This is a genomic window from Thalassolituus alkanivorans (assembly GCF_020447205.1).
Lineage (GTDB): Bacteria > Pseudomonadota > Gammaproteobacteria > Pseudomonadales > Oceanobacteraceae > Venatoribacter > Venatoribacter alkanivorans.
Genome location: NZ_JAJAEL010000006.1, coordinates 230,674 through 247,821, shown reverse-complemented (window position 1 = coordinate 247,821; position 17,148 = coordinate 230,674). Strand labels below are relative to the sequence as shown.

Genomic DNA, 17,148 nt, shown 5'->3' with positions numbered 1-17,148 from the left:
CTGTATGAATCTACTAATACTCTATCCAAGTTTGTTTTTGAGCTTTAGCAAGTTTGAGCGAAAGCTAGGAAATATATTGTCAGAAAAAGTACCGAAAAAGATTTTTTATTGCTCGGATTCAAATGGATTCATCGAAAGATATATAGGCAGTCACCTTTCCGGCGTGACTAAAGAAATCATTTCCGAGCTTGGATTTGAGCAGGTTACTCATGCTGTTATATTTGATGACGGAGAAGAATTCGTAGATGAATTATCTGGACTTAAGTTTAGGGGCGTGGTAGTTAGAAGAATAAAAATTAAGATCACTAGAGTTATAAATATCAAAAAAGATACGGAGTATAAAGGACTCACTTCGAATGAAAAGTACGAGTATATTGGGAGGGGCTCATATTGGGGCAACCCTTACTCAATGTATGAAGATGGTGATGATAGGGGCGAGGTTATAAGGAAGTTCAAGTACGATTTTGATTTTGAGAAATTTCCTAATAAAGATAAGTCTGAAGTATACAAGCTGGCTGGGAAAAGACTTGGTTGTTTTTGCAAGCCAGAGGCGTGTCACGGTGATGTGTTGGCAGACTTCCTTAATTCATGGGATGACGGGGAGTAGTGCTTAACAATCGGCTGCACAGCGACCGATTTTCCGCCTCTCCTCGGCTCCAAGTGAGCCGGGCGTTAAAAAGCCCGCAATTGCGGGCTTTTTATTTAACTCAAACTACGACAAAAATCAGTCCTCGTAATTCTCAATCGCCGGGCAAGAACAAATCAGGTTACGGTCGCCGTACACATCATCAATACGGCCAACGGTTGGCCAGAATTTATGGGCGCCGAGTTCTTTAGCCGGGTAAGCGGCCAGTTCGCGGCTGTACGGACGGTCCCATTCGCCGGCAATTACCGGTGCGGTGTGCGGGGCGTTTTTCAGCGGGTTGTTTTCCGCATCCAGTTCACCGCGCAGTACCGCGTCGATTTCACCTTTAATGCTGATCATGGCGTCGGCAAAGCGGTCGATTTCGGCTTTGGATTCCGATTCGGTCGGCTCGATCATAAAGGTGCCCGCAACCGGGAACGACATGGTCGGCGCGTGGAAACCGTAGTCCATTAAGCGCTTGGCGATATCCACTTCGGTAATGCCGCTTTCGGCTTTCAGCGGACGCAGGTCAACGATACATTCGTGCGCTACGCGGCCGTTCTGGCCGGAGTACAGAATCGGGTAGTGAGCCGACAGACGCTTGGCCAGGTAGTTGGCTTTCAGCAGTGCGTTCTGGGTCGCACGACGCAGGCCTTTGCCGCCCATCAGGGTGATGTACATCCAGCTGATGGTGAGAATGCTGGCGGAGCCGTATGGCGCAGCCGATACCGCACCATTGCCTTTGGCTTCGTTCTCCAGCGGGCGTACCGCGTGGTTGGCCACGAATGGCGCCAGGTGTTTGGCAACGCCGATAGGGCCCATGCCCGGGCCGCCGCCGCCGTGTGGAATAGCGAAGGTTTTGTGCAGGTTCATGTGCGATACATCGGCACCGATAAACGCCGGCTGGGTAATACCTACCTGTGCGTTCAGGTTGGCACCGTCCATATACACCTGGCCGCCGAGGCTGTGTACCAGATCGCAGATTTCACGCACGCCCTGTTCGTAAATGCCGTGGGTCGACGGGTAGGTCAGCATCAGGCACGACAGCTGGTCGCCGATTTCTTCGGCTTTTTTCTTCAGGTCGTCAAAGTCGACGTTACCTTCGTCATCGCAGTTGGTAACCACAACGCGCATCGAGGCCATTTGCGCCGACGCTGGGTTAGTACCGTGGGCAGAGCGCGGAATCAGACAGACGTTACGGTGACCTTCGCCACGGCTCTCGTGGTATTTCTTGATCGCCAGCAGACCGGCGTATTCGCCCTGCGCACCGGAGTTCGGTTGCATACAGATGGCGTCAAAACCGGTAACGGCTTTGAGGTAGTCGTCCAGCTCGGCAATCATCTGTTCGTAGCCAACGGTCTGTGACTTAGGCGCGAACGGGTGAATATTGGAGAACTCAGGCCAGGTGACCGGAATCATTTCGGTGGTGGCGTTCAGTTTCATGGTGCAGGAACCCAGCGTGATCATGCTGTGGTTCATGGCCAGGTCTTTCGACTCCAGACGCTTCATATAACGCAGCATTTCATGCTCGGTATGGTAGCGGCTGAAGGTCGGGTGGGTCAGGAAGGCGGTGTTACGTGCCTGACCGGCGTCGATGCTGTTGGAGCCGTTGGCAACAATCTGCGCATCCAGTGCGTACACGTCCAGACCATGACCTTCGCCAAGAATAATATCGAACAGTTCCTGAACGTCGGCGGCGGAGGTTTTCTCATGCAGGCTGACCCCCAGAGTGTTTGCTGCCATACCCAGAGCGGCATCGTCACGCAGGTTCACTTCACGCGCTTCGGCACGGGCCAGTACCGCGGCTTTGTCGCTGGCGTTAAAGGTCAGGGTGTCGAACCAATTGTTGTTGACCAGTTCAATGCCCTGAGCCTGCAGACCGGCTGCCAGAATATCGGTTAAACGGTGAATACGGCCGGCAATGGTCTTCAGACCCTGCGGGCCGTGGTAGACGGCGTAGAACGAGCTTAAGTTGGCCAGCAGCACTTGTGCAGTACAGATGTTGGAGTTGGCCTTCTCGCGGCGGATATGCTGTTCACGGGTCTGCAGTGCCATACGCAGCGCAGGCTTGCCCTGAGCGTCGATAGAAACACCGATAATACGGCCGGGAATATTCCGCTTGTAAGCATCGCGGGTGGCGAAGAACGCCGCGTGTGGGCCACCAAAGCCCATCGGCACACCGAAGTGCTGGGCGTTACCCAGAACGATGTCGGCACCCATTTCGCCCGGTGCTTTCAGCATCACCAGCGCCATCAGGTCGGTGGCCACGGCAGCCAGCGCGTCTTTGGCGTGCAGGGCGGTAATCACGTCGGTGAAGTCGCGTACGTCACCGTTTTTACCCGGATACTGGAACAGTGCGCCGAATACATCGGCGTCGGCAGCGGCATCCGCCGGGCCAACCAGTACGTCCCAGCCAAAGGCTTCGGCGCGGGTTTTCACCACGTCGATGGTCTGCGGCAGGCAGTTTTCATCAATGTAGAAAGTGTTGGATTTGTTTTTCTTCACCGAGCGCTTGGCCATGGCCATGGCTTCGGCAGCGGCGGTGCCTTCGTCCAGCAGCGAGGCGTTGGCCAGCTCCATGCCGGTAAAGTCGATCACCATTTGCTGGAAGTTCAGCAGGGCTTCGAGGCGGCCCTGGGCAATTTCCGGCTGGTAAGGGGTGTAGGCGGTGTACCAGCCCGGATTTTCCAGCACGTTGCGCAGAATCACCGGCGGAATAATGGTGTCGTGGTAACCCAGACCGATGTAGCTCTTAAAGATCTTATTTTTCGCCGCCAGCGACTTTAAATAATTCAGCGCATCGTATTCGCTTTTACCGTCGGCAATGTCGAGGAAAGGCGCGCGCAGAATATCAGCAGGCACGATTTCGGCACTCAGGGCTTCCAGCGAGTCGGCACCAACGGCAGCCAGCAGAGCGGCTTCTTCGTTGCTGTCCGGGCCTGCGCCATTGGAGGCAATGTGACGGCCGATAAAATTATCGCGTTGTTCCAGATCTTTAAGAGACAGTGTGGTCATGGGAGAACTCAAAAAAGTTAAGCTGGTGAGGCAGTGCTGCTAACGGTGTTAACAGCACGTCTTAACGGCACTTCTTAATCACTGCGCCTGCGCTGCGGCAGGCGCCAGTGGTGTCGTCTTACTCGCAGGCAGCCGCGTAAGCGTCGGCGTCGAGCAGGTTGTTCAGGTCGTCGGCGTTAGCCAGTTCCATTTTGAAGAACCAGGCGTTGCCGTACGGATCTTCGTTAACCATTTCCGGAGTATCAACCAGCGCGTCGTTAACGGCGATGATTTTACCGGCCAGTGGCGCGTAGATGTCGGAAGCGGCTTTCACCGATTCAACTACGGCGATGTCCTGCTCGGCTTCCACTTCGGCACCGACTTCAGGCAGTTCAACGAATACCACGTCACCCAGCTGAGCCTGGGCAAAATCGGTAATACCGATGGTTACGGTGCCGTCGGCTTCGAGACGGATCCACTCATGGGAAGTCACGTATTTCAGTTCGGCTGGGATATTGCTCATGTTGATCTCCACTCAAAAATAAAAAGCGTAAAACGAATTCGTTAAGGTATCAGAACTGCTGCTTGCCGTTACGGACGAATGGCAGCTTAACCACGCGTGCGGGCACTAATTTACCACGCATTTCCACCAGACACTTGTCTGCTGTGCCAACTGGTACGCGCGCCATGGCAATGGAATACTCCAGACTCGGGGAGAAGGTACCGGAGGTGATTTCACCTTCGCCAACGCCGTCAACCACAACCTTCTGGTGTGAACGCATCACGCCGCGCTCTTCGAGTACCAGGCCAACCTGCTTCAGCGCCTGCTGTGGGTTAGCTGCGCGCTCTGCTTTTTCGGCTTCCAGTGCGGCACGGCCGATAAAATCACGCTCTGCCGGTTCCCAGGCAATGGTCCAGCCCATGCCGGCCTGCAGTGGCGAAATGCTTTCGTCCATATCGTTGCCGTACAGATTCATACCGGCTTCCAGACGCAGGGTATCACGCGCGCCCAGACCGGCCGGAGCAACGCCGGCATCCAGCAGCTGCTGCCAGAATTCAGCCACTTCGGCTTCCGGCACCATAATTTCCAGACCGTCTTCACCGGTGTAACCGGTACGGGCGTAGAACCATTCGCCTTTGCCTTTGCCCTGGAAAATTTTCAGGCTGTCGATCAGTTCGGCGGCGTCGGCTTTTACCTGTTTTACCAGCTCAATGGCTTTCGGGCCCTGCACGGCAACCATGGCCAGTTCCGGGCGTTCGGTGAGGCTGACTTCAAAGCCTTTGCTCTGCCGTGACATCCACTCCAGATCTTTTTCGCGGGTGGAGCAGTTCACCACGGTGCGGTACCAGCCATCCATTTTGTAGACGATTAAGTCGTCGATCACACCGCCTTCGTTATTCAGCATGCCGGAGTACAGGGCTTTGCCGGTTTCCTGCAGCTTAGCGACATCGTTGGCCAGCAGTTTCTGCAGGTAGGCGGTGGCATCCGGGCCGCGCACATCGACGATGGTCATATGCGATACGTCGAACATACCGGCCTGCTCGCGCACAGCTTTGTGTTCCTGAATCTGCGAGCCGTAATGGATGGGCATATCCCAACCACCAAAGTCGACGATTTTGCCGTTGGCTTCGAGGTGCTTGGCGTACAGAGCGGTTTGCTTGGCCATGTTATGTCCTGCTGTAGTCAGTCGTGATGTGATCGTTTGCTGTCTTTATTCTGCCCCGCCTGCGCTCTGGCAGAGGGTGCTTTGTCTGCTGTAAAAGCGGACGAATGCTTTGTTTCAGATCGTAAAAAAGGGCGGCAGTATAGCGCCTAAAACGGACTTAGGCACCCTCCAATCTGTAAATAGCTGGACTATGGTTCCATTTTATAAATATTGGCCTGTTTAAGCCTGCGGGCCGCATGGCCGCTGGGTTGATGCTGTTACCTTAAATGGTGGAAATCTGACTGTTCAGTCAGAAAAAGGTATGGCACCGGGCAGGTTTTGCGGGATGTACTGAATCGCGCGCAGGGTCAGCTGCAGGTGTGTGCGCAGCATGTCGTCAAAGCCCAGCGGTTGTTCCTTGCGGGCAAACACGCCGTCGATGGTCAGCAGGGCAAAACCGTGGATCGACGACCAGCAGTTATTGGCCAGAATCATCGGCTCTGTGTTGAGGAATTCGCCGCGCTGCGCCCCTTCAGCCATCAGCTGCAGCAACACGTTAAAGGCACTGTGGGCGGATGTGCGTAGTTGCGGATATTGTTCGCGGTTGGTGATGCTGCTGCCGAAAATAAGACGGTACTTTTCCGGATTGGCAATGGCATAACGCAGGTAGGCCTCGCCGGCCCGCAGCAGGTTCTCGGCACTGCTCAGGCTGGGGTCTATACAGTCGCTGGTAATACCGCTGAGTTCATCGAAGGTCTGGCGTGCCAGTTCGACCAGCAGGCCATTTTTATCGGCAAAGTGGCGGTAGGGGGCGGTTTGTGAAACGCCGACCACCCGTGCCAGGGCGCGCAGGCTGAGATTCTCGGCGCCCTGTTCACGGATGCTGTCGACCGCTGCGCTCAGCAAAGCCTCACGCAGATTACCGTGGTGGTAGCTGGTGGTGGCGTTGTTCTGGTTTGAGGCGACGCTGGTCATCGGGAGATCCATAAAAGATTCCCGCTATTCAAACCAGTTACGCCTTAAGCGTCAACTTCACTGAGCTGTTTATTCTGTTCCGCCGGCGTGCCGCTGACGCTGCCGTTTTTCGCCAGATGCGCCTGGCTGGGAGAGTACCCACACCATTTTTTAAACGCTTTGGAGAAGTTTGCAACGCTGGAATAGCCCAGTTCAGCGGACAGTTGCGTGACGTTATAAACCCGTCGCTGCAGCCAGTCGCGGGCCTGAATCAGGCGCAGTTCGGACAGCAGCTTCTGGTAGTGCGTGCCACTGTCCTGCAGGCGCCGTTTACAGGTGCGTTCACTCAGGCTGAGCGCCTGTGACAGCTGCTCCAGTGATGGCGGTTCCGGCAGTTCAGCGCGCAGCAGATTGGCCGCTTTGCTGGCGACCAGCATGCTCGGTCGCGGTGGCAGTTCGCGCTGCAGTTGCGGCAGATTATGCGGGTCAGCCTCGTTGTGCAGCAGGCGTGTCGGCAGGCGGATGGCCAGGTACGGTGCGTTGAAATGAATCTTCAGCGGCACATAAGCGGCGTAACGCTGTGGTTGTTCGCAGCCTTGCGGCAGGAACAGCTGAATATCGCTGTGGCTGGTGGCGGTCAGTGGCAGGCAGGTGGCGTGCAGCCAGGCAACCAGTACATCCAGCACACTGGCCGGCAGTTGCTCGGCCACCGTCGGATTGGCGCGCCAGCGCAGCTCGATATGGCAGGTTTCGCCATCGTCTTCCTGATACAGACCAAACAGTCGCGTCAGCAGGTTGTCTTCACGCAGCAGTGCGCAGCCCTGCGCCAGAGTGTTAAACAGCGTTTCCTGATGCAGTGCCAGCGCCAGACCGTAGTCGAGTGCCAGATTCTGTTGCGGCAGCTGTTCCTGTGCCCAGTCGAGCAGGTTCAGGATCTGGCTGACCGCAACGCGGCTGCGGCTGTTAAACAATGCATCGGCCGGCAAATCCATTGGCGGCAGTTGCTGATTTTTAATGCCTTTGCTGGCCAACAGGCGCAGCAAAATATGCAGTGAGTTAGCAGTACAGTTTAAAGGGCCCATGGTGTGTCTTTTTTTTATGTGGTGAGAGTGCAGAACTGTACGGCAAAACAAACGTTTAACAATGTGTTATCTGGCAGACATCTACCCAGAAATGGCCTGTAACCACCCAAAGATTTTCCGGATGGGACATTTTTGTTGTGTTGACGATGCTCACATTGTCGTCATAGTATGTTTTCACTGTAAACATGCCGGTGTTGTTAATGCGCCCGGCGGTGTTCGTCGTGATCAATGGGTTTGCATAATTACAACAGGAGCGCCCTATGTTTTTTCTGCGTCTGCAAGGTCGTCATTCCGGCCGTTTTCTTTTTACCTTAATTGGCCTTTTTCTGGCCGGATCTGCTCTGGCACAACCGGCTTTACCGGTCGAAACCGTCAGTGTGCAATGGCAGGAATATGCCCGGCCGCTGCGTATCAGTGGTGTGCTGGAAAATAAGTCTGAACAGAATCTGGCGTTTAAAATCAATGGCCTGGTACGCCGCGTGGCGGTGGATGAAGGGCAGTGGGTAAAAGCCGGGCAGGTGCTGGCGGCCCTCGATCTGGAAGAAATCGACGCGCAGGTGGCCAAGGCTGAATCGGTGCTGGCCAATGCCGAGCGTAATCTGGCGCGTTTTCAGTCGCTGCAGGGGCTGGATGCCTTGTCGGTGGAGCAGTTACAGAGTGCCGAAACCCAGGTGGATGTTGCCCGCTCTGACCTGACCGTTGCGCGTTTTAATCAGCGCCATGCGGTTATCCGTGCACCGGCTGATGGCCGGGTGCTGAAGCGTTCGGTAGAAGCTAATGAAATGGTCAGCAATGGCAAGCCGGTGTTTCTGTTTGCCGCCCGCACCAGTGGCTGGGTGCTGCGTGCCGGAGTGACCGACAAAGATATCGTTCGTCTGCGTCTGCAGGATCACGCCGAAGTAACCTTTGATGCTTACCCCGGTGAAATATTTCAGGCGGAGCTGAGTGAGCTGGCCGGACGCGCCGATGCCAGTCAGACCTTTGAGATCGAATTACGTGTGAGCGCTAAACCTGAGCAGCCGCTGCTGGCCGGTTTTGTTGGCCATGCTGTGATTATGCCGGCACAGACCCGTCCGGCGGTGTTGCTGCCGGTTGGCGCTATGGTCCGGACCTATAACAAACAGCCTGCGGCCCAGAGTGCTCATCAGGGCGGTCATCAGGGGGCTCGCGCCGAAGTGGAGGTGTTTGTGGTGCAGAACAACGACGGTGAGTATCAGGCGCAGTTACGCCGTCTGCCGCTTCTGGCGCTGGATCATGATCAGCTGGTGATCACCGGTGGTTTACAGGATGGTGAACAGGTTGTGGTGGCGGGTGCGTCTTATCTGAGCCATGGCCGTGTGGTGACGCTGCCGGAGTCTGCGCTGGTGGAAGCGGCACCTGCTGTGCCGGTACCGGCTGTGGCTGAATAAGGAGCGGGTTATGCAATTACCTCAACTCGCGATCCGCAATCACCAGTTCACCTGGGTGATGTTTTTATTGCTGGTGCTGCTTGGCGTGGTGTCATTTTTTACCATGCCGCGCTCAGAAGACCCGCAATTCGATTTTTCTGCCGCCGTAATCAAAGTGGTGAATCCGGGAACAACGCCGCTGGATATGGAAAAGCTGGTGGTTGATCCGCTGGAAGCTGCGCTGAATGAACTGGATGACCTGCGCGAAATTAAAACCAGCGTGGAAGATGGTCTGGTGGTGATCCGTGTGGAGTTTTTATACGGCACCGATCCTGATGATAAATACGATGACGTGGTTGGCGCGGTATCGCAGGTACGCGATCAGCTGCCGGCCAGTATTGTCGATCTGGATATCGACAAAATATCCCCGGCCGATGTCAGTATTCTGCAATTGGCACTGGTATCAGAGCAGGCGGATTATCCGGAATTAAAAAAGCACGCCGAAACCCTGGAGCAAAAACTGGAGCGGGTCAGCGGTGTTAAGCGGGTGGATATTGCCGCACTGCCAACACTGGAAGTGCAGATTCAGGTCGATCAGCGCAAGGTAAATGGTCTGGGCATCAGCCTGAATGAAATTCAGGCGGCGGTTGCCAGTGCCGCGCAGAATTTACCCGGTGGTCACGCCAATGCCGGTGAGCGGCGCTTTACCGTACGCACCAGTGGCGACTATGAATCGCTGGATGCTATCGGCGATACCGCCGTGCGCGGTCAGGGCCAGCGTCTGATTTATCTGCGTGATATTGCGCAGATTTCGTTAACCGAAAGTCTGCCCAGTTACCGTGCGCGTTTAAATGGCGAAAAAGCGGTATTTATTTCTGTGGTGCAGCGTAAAGGCAGCCAGATTTTTCAGGTACGCGAGGGCATTCAGAAGGTGCTGGATACCTACACTGATAAGCGTCTGCCGCAGCATATCGCGTTAAAAACCGTCATGGATCAGTCGCTCAGTGTTGAGCGTCAGATTGACGGTTTTTTTGATAATTTAAATCAGGGCCTGATTCTGGTCGCTGTATTGTCACTGATCGTGCTGGGCCTGCGTCCGGCGCTGGTGGTGGTCGCGGCGATTCCATTATCGATTTTTATTGCCATCGGCTGGGTCGATTTAGCCGGCTTTGGTCTGCAGCAGATGTCCATTGTCGGGTTGGTGATTGCGCTGGGCTTACTGGTGGATAATGCCATTGTGGTGGTGGAAAACGTTGCCCGTCATTTACGTGACGGCGACAGTCCGACCGAAGCCGCGGTTAAAGGCAGTTCACAGGTCGCCTGGGCGGTGGCTTCAGGTACGCTGACCACCGTACTGTCTTTTTTACCCATGTTATTAATGCAGAACGGCTCCGGCACTTTTATGCGCGCTATGCCGGTAACTGTAGTATTAACCCTGTTTGCATCGTTATTAATTGCTCTGACTTTAACGCCGTTACTGGCGAGTAAATTAGGTAAAGCCGCAAAAACCACTACCCGCAGCCAGAAAAAACTGGAAGCAATCGCCGATGGTTTTTATCTGCGCTGGCTGAACCGAGCGCTGGCCAAACCTAAGCGGGTGCTGGGTATTTCGCTGGCGTTATTAATCGGTTCGTTGTCGCTGTTTCCGTTAATCGGTGTCAGCCTGTTTCCGAAAGCCGAAAAACCAATGATTCTGGTGAATATTGATATGCCGGAAGGCAGTGGCTTTGAGCAAACCGAAGCCATGGCACAACGGGTTGAAGCGCTGGTGCGTAAACAGCCTTTAGTGGTGGATATTGCGCAGAACGTTGGCCGCGGTAATCCGCGGATTTATTACAACATTATGCCATCGCGGCAGACGGTGAATTTTGCGCAATTATTTGTCACCTTAAGTGCGCATGAACTGGCACAGGTCGAACCTTTGGTTTCATCCCTGCGTGATGAGCTGGGCCGGATTGCCGGTGCACAGATTACGGTTAAGGAATTTATGCAGGGGCCTCCCGTCGAGGCGCCGGTTGAAATCCGCATTATGGGTGAAGAACTGAAGCAGATTCAGCGGGTGTCGCTGGATGTCGCCAGTATTATGGAACAGACCCCGGGCGTCGTTGGTGTGGATAATCCGGTCGGCAAATATAAGGTGGATCTGCATGTGCAGATTAACCGTGATAAAGCCGCCATGCTGGGTATTCCGCTCAGCACCATTGACCGTACCATCCGTACCGCACTGGTGGGTTTACCTATGGGTGTTTACCGCGATGATGACGGTGAAGAATACAATTTAGTGCTGCGTTTATCGGAATATCCGCGTCCGGAGCTGGCGACCTTTGACGATATTCAGATCACCACCGCGCAGGGAAAACTAGTGCCGCTTTTGCAGGTTGCCAGTCTGGAACTGGAAACCAGCATTGCCCGCTTCCAGCATTTTGATACCGAGCGTATGGCACGGGTAACCTCGGATGTGTTACCGGGTTTTACCACCGAAGCCGTGACCAACGCCGTGGTTGAACAGTTGCAGCAATATGCCTGGCCGGAAGGTGTGCACTTTACTATTGGCGGTGAGCAGGCCAACCGCAAAGAAGCTTTCGGCGGTATGGCCCAGGCTCTGATTCTGGCGGTATTCGGGATTTTTGCCGTGCTGGTGCTGCAGTTCCGTTCTTTTGTGCAGCCATTAATTGTTTTTGCCGCCATTCCTTTTGCCTTAATCGGCGCTTTGCTGGCGTTGTTTATTACCGGCTATACCTTCAGTTTTACCGCCTTTATCGGCCTGACCTCGCTGGTGGGTATCGTGGTGAATAACTCCATTATTCTGGTGGATTATGCCAACCAGATGCGGCGCGAAGGTATGGAACAACTGGCAGCCATTGCCGCTGCGGCGCAAACCCGTTTTGTACCTATTGTGTTAACCACGCTGACCACTATTGGTGGTTTATTGCCGCTGACCTTATCCGGCTCCAGCATGTGGTCGCCAATGGGTTGGGCCATTATCGGCGGCCTGCTGGTTTCGACCCTGCTGACCCTGATTGTGGTGCCGGTGCTGTACCGTTTTCTGGGCAAAATGCCTGAGGAGCCAGAAGCGTAAGCTGTCGCGCTGATGCGTGCGGCCAATAAGGCGGAAACCTTTTGTGGGTTTCCGCCTTTTTTATGGTGCTGATCCGGGCTTTTAATTTGCCCGCTTTGCCTCCATATTCTGCCCATCGGTAATTTATGTCCGCAAGGGCGGAATTAAAGGCGGACATTATGATGCTTGGCTGGATTTTCTTTTTTGCCTGCGTAGCGCTGGCGTATCTTTTCTGGAACCGGCAACAGCAGGCGCGGCTTCTGGCGCTGCAGTCGGTGCGTCGTCATTGTCAGCAGGAAGATGTACAGCTGCTGGACGATACCCTGGTGCTGGAGCGGATACGCATCCGCCGCATTCCGTCTTTGCAGCTGGTAAAAGGCGAGGGCCGCAGTCAGCCCGGCGGCTGGCGGTTGGTAAGGACTTACCGTTTCGAATTTTCTTCTACCGGTGATGAACGTTATCAGGGCCTGCTGACGCTGATTGGCCGGCGGGTGGCAAAGCTGGAGTTACAGGCGCATCGTATTCACTGATCCGAATGTACTGACAGGTATTTCAGGATCAGGAGATTTAAAGCCGGGTTATTGATAGGCGGAGGTTGTATGGTTATTCATCAGGCAGAACAGCAGCGTTTTATTATTGAACAGGACGGCCACGAATGTGTGCTGGACTATGTGGTTGAAGGCAAACAGATTGATTTTACCCACACCTATGTGCCTTTCCGTCTGCGCGGTAAAGGTCTGGCTGAAGAGCTGGTAAAAGAAGGGCTGGCCTGGGCAAAGGGGCAGGGGTATGACATTCAGGCCAGCTGCTGGTATGTGCGTAAGTTTCTCTGATGGCTGTTCTGGCCAGCAGATATTTTTCAGGCTTTTTTTAACGGCGAATAAATTTATAGGCGGATAAATTCTGCCAGCCAGCGTCCAACGCTATCGGCATCGGTAGGTTGGGCGAGGGTATTCATCCCTTCGCGGAACAGATCCGGGCCGATGCAGTTTTCCCGCCGTGGCAGTAATTTCTGGGTGTAATCCACGGTAAATTCAGGGTGCCCCTGAAAGGTCAGCACCCGCTGGTCAATATAAAACGCCGCATTTTCGCAGAATTCACTGCTGGCCAGACGCCGTGCTTCAGGCGGCAGGGTCAGTACCTGATCACGGTGGCTGTATATCAGACGTAAATGCGACAGGTCATCGTTGAGCCAGCTCGGGCGGTGTTCAATACGGGTGGTGTGCACGCCGATGCCCCAGCCTTTATCGCTGCGCGCAGCATAACCGCCGAGGGTGTGCGCCAGCAGCTGGTGACCAAAGCAGATACCAATCATTTTACTGTGCTGGGCGTAGGCCTGCCTGATCCAGTCCTGCAGCGGTGCAATCCACGGCAGGTCGTCATAGACACCGGCTTTGGAGCCGGTAATCAGGTAAGCGTCGCATTCTTTAATATCCTGCGGTAATTCCCCTTGTTGTACCTGATAAAAGCGGTATTCGAGGGGGATGCCCAGACGGGAAAAAAATTGCGTGAACATATTGCCGTACGAACGGTATTCGTCCAGCAAATCGGGGTAGAGGGTATCGGTTTCCAGCAGGCCCAGCGTTTTCATAGCGTGTGTCGTCAGTGCAGAGTGTCGGAAGCAGGGTTGACCAGTACAGTCGCTGACTGGCCGCGTAACGGTTTGAGAATATCTTCCAGACCGTTGATTTTAATTTCCAGTGCTAATGCCAGCAGCATGCCCAGCTGGCCGGCCGGCATGCCCTTGTTATTCAGCCACAACAGGTATTCTTCGGGAATATCGATCAGCACCCGCCCCTGATATTTGCCAAAGGGCATGGTCATGGTGACCAGGCGGAGCAGGTCGGATTTATCAAACACAGGCTACCTCAGAATGCTGTTAAAAGGGGCCATTCCCATCAGTTTGTGGTGTGACCATCGACATGATGAGCGGTGGTCGCGCAGCCTGCAAGTGCTGCAAAACGCTTGGACACTTTGTCAGGCATTTTTCTGGTCTACACTAAAGTATCAATAACCACTTTGGCCAGATGTACCGGGCATGGAAGAAAAAAATACACGATTTGAGGATCTGCGGCTGACGCCGGGCCAGCCGTTGCAGCTGGATTTTGAGGGCTATACCACGGAACGTGACAGGTCCGTTCTTATTGGCTATCGCGCCGGACAAAGCATTGTTGTTACCACACCACTTGTTAATGGCTCACCCATGGTGCTTAAGCTCGGAGCACCACTGGCTGTGCGTTTATTTGCCACGCAAATGAATTGTGCCTGTGCCTTCCGTACCGAAATTACGCATATTTCCCGTGCACCTTATCCGCACCTGCATCTGGCAATGCCATCTTCTCTGGTGCTGGGTGAAGTACGCAGCTCGGTCCGGGCCAAGGTCGCGCTGATTACGTCGGTACATTACGGCGATAACTTCGCGCAGAAATGTTCAGCCATGATTAAAGACCTGAGCCTGGGTGGTGCGCGTCTGGAAGCAAAGATGCTGCCGGTCGAGGTTGGTGAAAATGTTCAGCTCACGGCGCAGGTGGCGGTCAGTGGTATTGAACGCATTATTAAGCTCGACGCTATTGTCCGCGCGATTACGAAAGAAACCGGCGGCGTCGGCGTTGGGCTGCAGTTTCAGGCTATGAGTGATTCTGATCGCATCACATTGCACGCTTACGTGCTTTCCAATATCCACCGGCAGTAGCCGTTTTCCAGTTCTGGAGTAGTTGCATGACTGGTATGTCATTTTCTGCCGACCGGCAGGACCACTGGAGTCAGATCTGGAAAGATCTGATCAGCGGCAAAGCGCCTGATAACGGGTTGCAGAAACCGGCCCTGGTTGTCAGTGCGCGGCTGGAGTCGTTGCTGGAAAGCAGTGCGCAGCGTTTTTTACACAGTCGCTCCGCTACCTTAAGCGCCGATCTGCAATCCTCTTTACAGCGGATTGCTGCCCATTTACAGGCTTCTCAGATTGCTCTGTTGTTATGCCCGCAAGGTGTTCATACGCAGCCGCTGTGCATTCTGGCCAGTCAGGATGAAGCCAGTACAGGAAAATTACACGGGCTTGTCGCGCAGCGGGAGCAATGGTGTGGGCTGGTTAATGGCCAGCAGCCACGGTTGCTGTCAGCAGCGCAAGCGCCGGGTGAGGATGAACGCCTGGTGCTGCAGGCGATGGCTTGTGATCAGGTGCTGCTGTTGCCGGTTACCGGCGGTCATAATGCCGCTGGCTGTATGTTGCTGGGCTTTAATGCTGCCACGCCGGTACCGGGTGAAGGTGAGCGCTCGCTGCTTTCAACCTTTACCCAGCTTTGCTTTCTGGTGGTCGACCGTCTGGCGGTTATGAACCATCTTGAGCAGCGTGAGCGTTCATTGCTGCAGACTGAACGTCTGGCCAGAATCGGCAGCTGGTACGATGACGTACTCAACAACTGCATCACCTTTACCCCTCAGGCGGGCGAAATTTTTGAGCTCAGCCCACAGATCACTCAGGTCAGCCTTGAACATTACATTGCCTACCTGCATCCGGAAGATAAGGACCGGGTTATCAGCACGTTGCAGCACAGCCTGAAAACGCTGCAACCCTCTGATATGACTTATCGCATCTGCACGCCGTCAGGGCTGGTCAAAGTGATTCACGGCATCGGCGAAATTCTGGTAAACGAAAACGGCATTGCTGTGGCACGGGTCGGTACCGTGCAGGATATTACCGAGGCTCATGCCCGTGAGCAGCGGCTGCAGCAGTCGGCGCGGGTATTTGAATCCACCATGGAAGGGGTGGTGATTACCAATCCGGATGGTCTGATTGAAGCGGTCAATCCGGCCTTCAGCACCATTACCGGTTACAGTGAAGAGGAAGTTCGTGGCCGGTCTGTGGATATGCTCAACCCCGAGCGGCGACAGCGTAACGTTCTGCAGGATATCCGCCGTGAAGTGCAGGAAAAGGGATTCTGGCGTGACGAGGTGTGGAACCGGCGTAAGAACGGCGAGGTGTTTCCGCAGTTTTTAACGGTAACCAGTGTCCGTGATGAGCGTCAGGCAATCAGCCATTATGTGGCGGTGTTTGCCGATATTTCACGTCAGAAAGAATCCGAGCAGCAACTGGATTATCTGGCCCATTACGATTCACTCACCGGCCTGCCCAACCGCAGCTCGCTGCTGGTTAAGCTGCAGACTGCCATTGACCTGGCAACTCAGAAACGGCGTAAAGTCGCGGTGATCACCATCGATCTGGATCATTTCAAACACATCAATGACAGCCTTGGCCATCCGGCCGGCGACCGTCTGCTGCAGGAGTGTGCCCGGCGCTTGCGTGAACGCCTGCGTGACTCTGATACCGTGGTACGGCAGGGCGGTGATGAGTTTGTGGTGGTGCTGGAAAATATCGTCAGCGAGGATCAGGTCAGACGCGTGGCTGAGATTATTCAGCAGTTATTCGCCAGTGCTTTTGACGTCGGTATCGGCCGCGAACTGTTTATCGGCGCCAGCCTGGGTATCACGCTGTTTCCCGATCATGGCCGTGATGTTACCCAGCTGATCAGTAATGCCGATGTGGCGATGTACCAGGCCAAGAGCAAAGGCCGTAACCATTATCAGTTTTATACCAATGACCTGACTCAGGCGGCGACTGACCGGCTGGAGCTGGGTAATGAACTGCGTCATGCGTTACAGCGCGATGACGAGCTGCAGCTGCATTATCAGCCACAGGTCTGTATCCGCAGCGGCCGGGTGACCGGTGTTGAAGCCTTAATCCGCTGGCAGCACGAACAGGAAGGCATGATTCAGCCGGGACGTTTTCTGCCGGTGGCGGAAGACAACGGCCTGATGCCGGAACTGGACAGCTGGGTGCTGAATAAAGCCTGCCGGCAGCTTGCTCTCTGGCAGCAGCAGGGGATTGCTCCGCTGATTCTGGCGGTCAACATTACTCAGCCGACCTTTGTTGCCGGTGGACTGGTGGAGCGCCTTAAAGCCTTGCTGGATATCTATCAGCTTGATCCCAGCTGGCTGGAGCTGGAAATCACCGAAGGGGCTTTGCTGGAACCGACCGCGCAGGTGCTGTCGACCATTGCCGGGCTGAAAGCGCTGGGGGTGATGCTGGCGGTGGATGACTTCGGCACCGGCTATTCGTCGCTGGCGTATCTGCACCGTTATCGGGTCGATAAACTGAAAATTGACCGCAGTTTTATTAACAGTGTTGAGCGTGAAGAAGAAGGGCGGGTGATCACCAGCACCATTATTAATATGGCGCGCGGGCTGGGTTTGCAGATTCTGGCAGAAGGGGTGGAAACGGCACCGCAGCTGGAGTTTTTACGCAGTAACGGTTGTGAAACCTATCAGGGGTTTTATTTCAGCCGGCCATTGCCGCTGGCTGAACTGGCACTGTTGTTACAGCACTGAAGCGGCCAGCAGGGCTGGC

The 17,148-nt window shown here is 54.7% G+C and carries 14 protein-coding genes; 7 read left to right on the top strand and 7 right to left on the bottom strand.

The window, feature by feature from the left end; all coding sequences use genetic code 11:
* Nucleotides 1-4: 4 nt before the first annotated feature.
* Nucleotides 5-607 (top strand): DUF4326 domain-containing protein, encoded by a 603-nt coding sequence (locus LGT44_RS03060; protein ID WP_408033924.1) that lies wholly within the window; start codon nt 5-7, stop codon nt 605-607.
* Nucleotides 608-724: 117 nt separating this feature from the next.
* Here the strand turns inward: LGT44_RS03060 and gcvP are convergent, their stop codons facing one another.
* From gcvP to LGT44_RS03035, 5 genes are all read right to left on the bottom strand, one after another.
* A complete protein-coding gene (gene gcvP / locus LGT44_RS03055; protein WP_230331833.1) occupies nt 725-3,640 on the bottom strand; it encodes an aminomethyl-transferring glycine dehydrogenase in 2,916 nt (971 codons plus the stop codon).
* A 118-nt stretch (nt 3,641-3,758) separates the two neighbouring features.
* The gene (gene gcvH, locus LGT44_RS03050) at nt 3,759-4,142 is read right to left on the bottom strand and encodes a glycine cleavage system protein GcvH (RefSeq protein WP_230331834.1); all 384 of its coding nucleotides are present in this window, start codon (nt 4,140-4,142) and stop codon (nt 3,759-3,761) included.
* Nucleotides 4,143-4,191: 49 nt separating this feature from the next.
* Nucleotides 4,192-5,286, bottom strand: a complete 1,095-nt coding sequence (gcvT, locus tag LGT44_RS03045) for a glycine cleavage system aminomethyltransferase GcvT (RefSeq protein ID WP_230331835.1) — start codon at nt 5,284-5,286, stop codon at nt 4,192-4,194.
* Between the two features lie 285 nt (nt 5,287-5,571).
* Nucleotides 5,572-6,252: a TetR/AcrR family transcriptional regulator gene (locus LGT44_RS03040; RefSeq protein WP_230331836.1), complete on the bottom strand. Its 681-nt coding sequence runs from the start codon at nt 6,250-6,252 to the stop codon at nt 5,572-5,574.
* A 32-nt stretch (nt 6,253-6,284) separates the two neighbouring features.
* A complete protein-coding gene (locus tag LGT44_RS03035; RefSeq protein WP_145465995.1) occupies nt 6,285-7,301 on the bottom strand; it encodes a helix-turn-helix transcriptional regulator in 1,017 nt (338 codons plus the stop codon).
* Between the two features lie 260 nt (nt 7,302-7,561).
* Between LGT44_RS03035 and LGT44_RS03030 the strand changes: the two genes are divergently transcribed.
* The 4 genes from LGT44_RS03030 (at nt 7,562) to LGT44_RS03015 (ending at nt 12,580) form a co-directional block, all read left to right on the top strand.
* The gene (locus LGT44_RS03030; protein ID WP_145465994.1) at nt 7,562-8,710 is read left to right on the top strand and encodes an efflux RND transporter periplasmic adaptor subunit; all 1,149 of its coding nucleotides are present in this window, start codon (nt 7,562-7,564) and stop codon (nt 8,708-8,710) included.
* A gap of 10 nt (nt 8,711-8,720) precedes the next feature.
* Nucleotides 8,721-11,768 (top strand): efflux RND transporter permease subunit, encoded by a 3,048-nt coding sequence (locus LGT44_RS03025; RefSeq protein ID WP_145465993.1) that lies wholly within the window; start codon nt 8,721-8,723, stop codon nt 11,766-11,768.
* 158 nt (nt 11,769-11,926) lie between these two features.
* Nucleotides 11,927-12,277, top strand: coding sequence for a DUF3301 domain-containing protein (locus tag LGT44_RS03020; protein ID WP_145465991.1), 351 nt, complete (start codon nt 11,927-11,929; stop codon nt 12,275-12,277).
* Nucleotides 12,278-12,346: 69 nt separating this feature from the next.
* Complete coding sequence (locus LGT44_RS03015) at nt 12,347-12,580, top strand: GNAT family N-acetyltransferase (protein WP_145465990.1); 234 nt, start codon at nt 12,347-12,349, stop codon at nt 12,578-12,580.
* Nucleotides 12,581-12,633: 53 nt separating this feature from the next.
* Here the strand turns inward: LGT44_RS03015 and LGT44_RS03010 are convergent, their stop codons facing one another.
* A complete protein-coding gene (locus LGT44_RS03010; protein WP_225693346.1) occupies nt 12,634-13,338 on the bottom strand; it encodes a glutamine amidotransferase-related protein in 705 nt (234 codons plus the stop codon).
* Between the two features lie 11 nt (nt 13,339-13,349).
* The gene (locus LGT44_RS03005) at nt 13,350-13,607 is read right to left on the bottom strand and encodes a DUF3820 family protein (RefSeq protein WP_145465988.1); all 258 of its coding nucleotides are present in this window, start codon (nt 13,605-13,607) and stop codon (nt 13,350-13,352) included.
* A gap of 178 nt (nt 13,608-13,785) precedes the next feature.
* On the opposite strand from LGT44_RS03005, the gene LGT44_RS03000 reads away from it, so the two are divergent.
* Both LGT44_RS03000 and LGT44_RS02995 read left to right on the top strand, forming a co-directional pair.
* The gene (locus tag LGT44_RS03000) at nt 13,786-14,439 is read left to right on the top strand and encodes a flagellar brake protein (RefSeq protein WP_145465987.1); all 654 of its coding nucleotides are present in this window, start codon (nt 13,786-13,788) and stop codon (nt 14,437-14,439) included.
* Nucleotides 14,440-14,465: 26 nt separating this feature from the next.
* Nucleotides 14,466-17,129, top strand: a complete 2,664-nt coding sequence (locus LGT44_RS02995; protein WP_145465986.1) for a putative bifunctional diguanylate cyclase/phosphodiesterase — start codon at nt 14,466-14,468, stop codon at nt 17,127-17,129.
* The last annotated feature ends 19 nt before the right edge of the window (nt 17,130-17,148 follow it).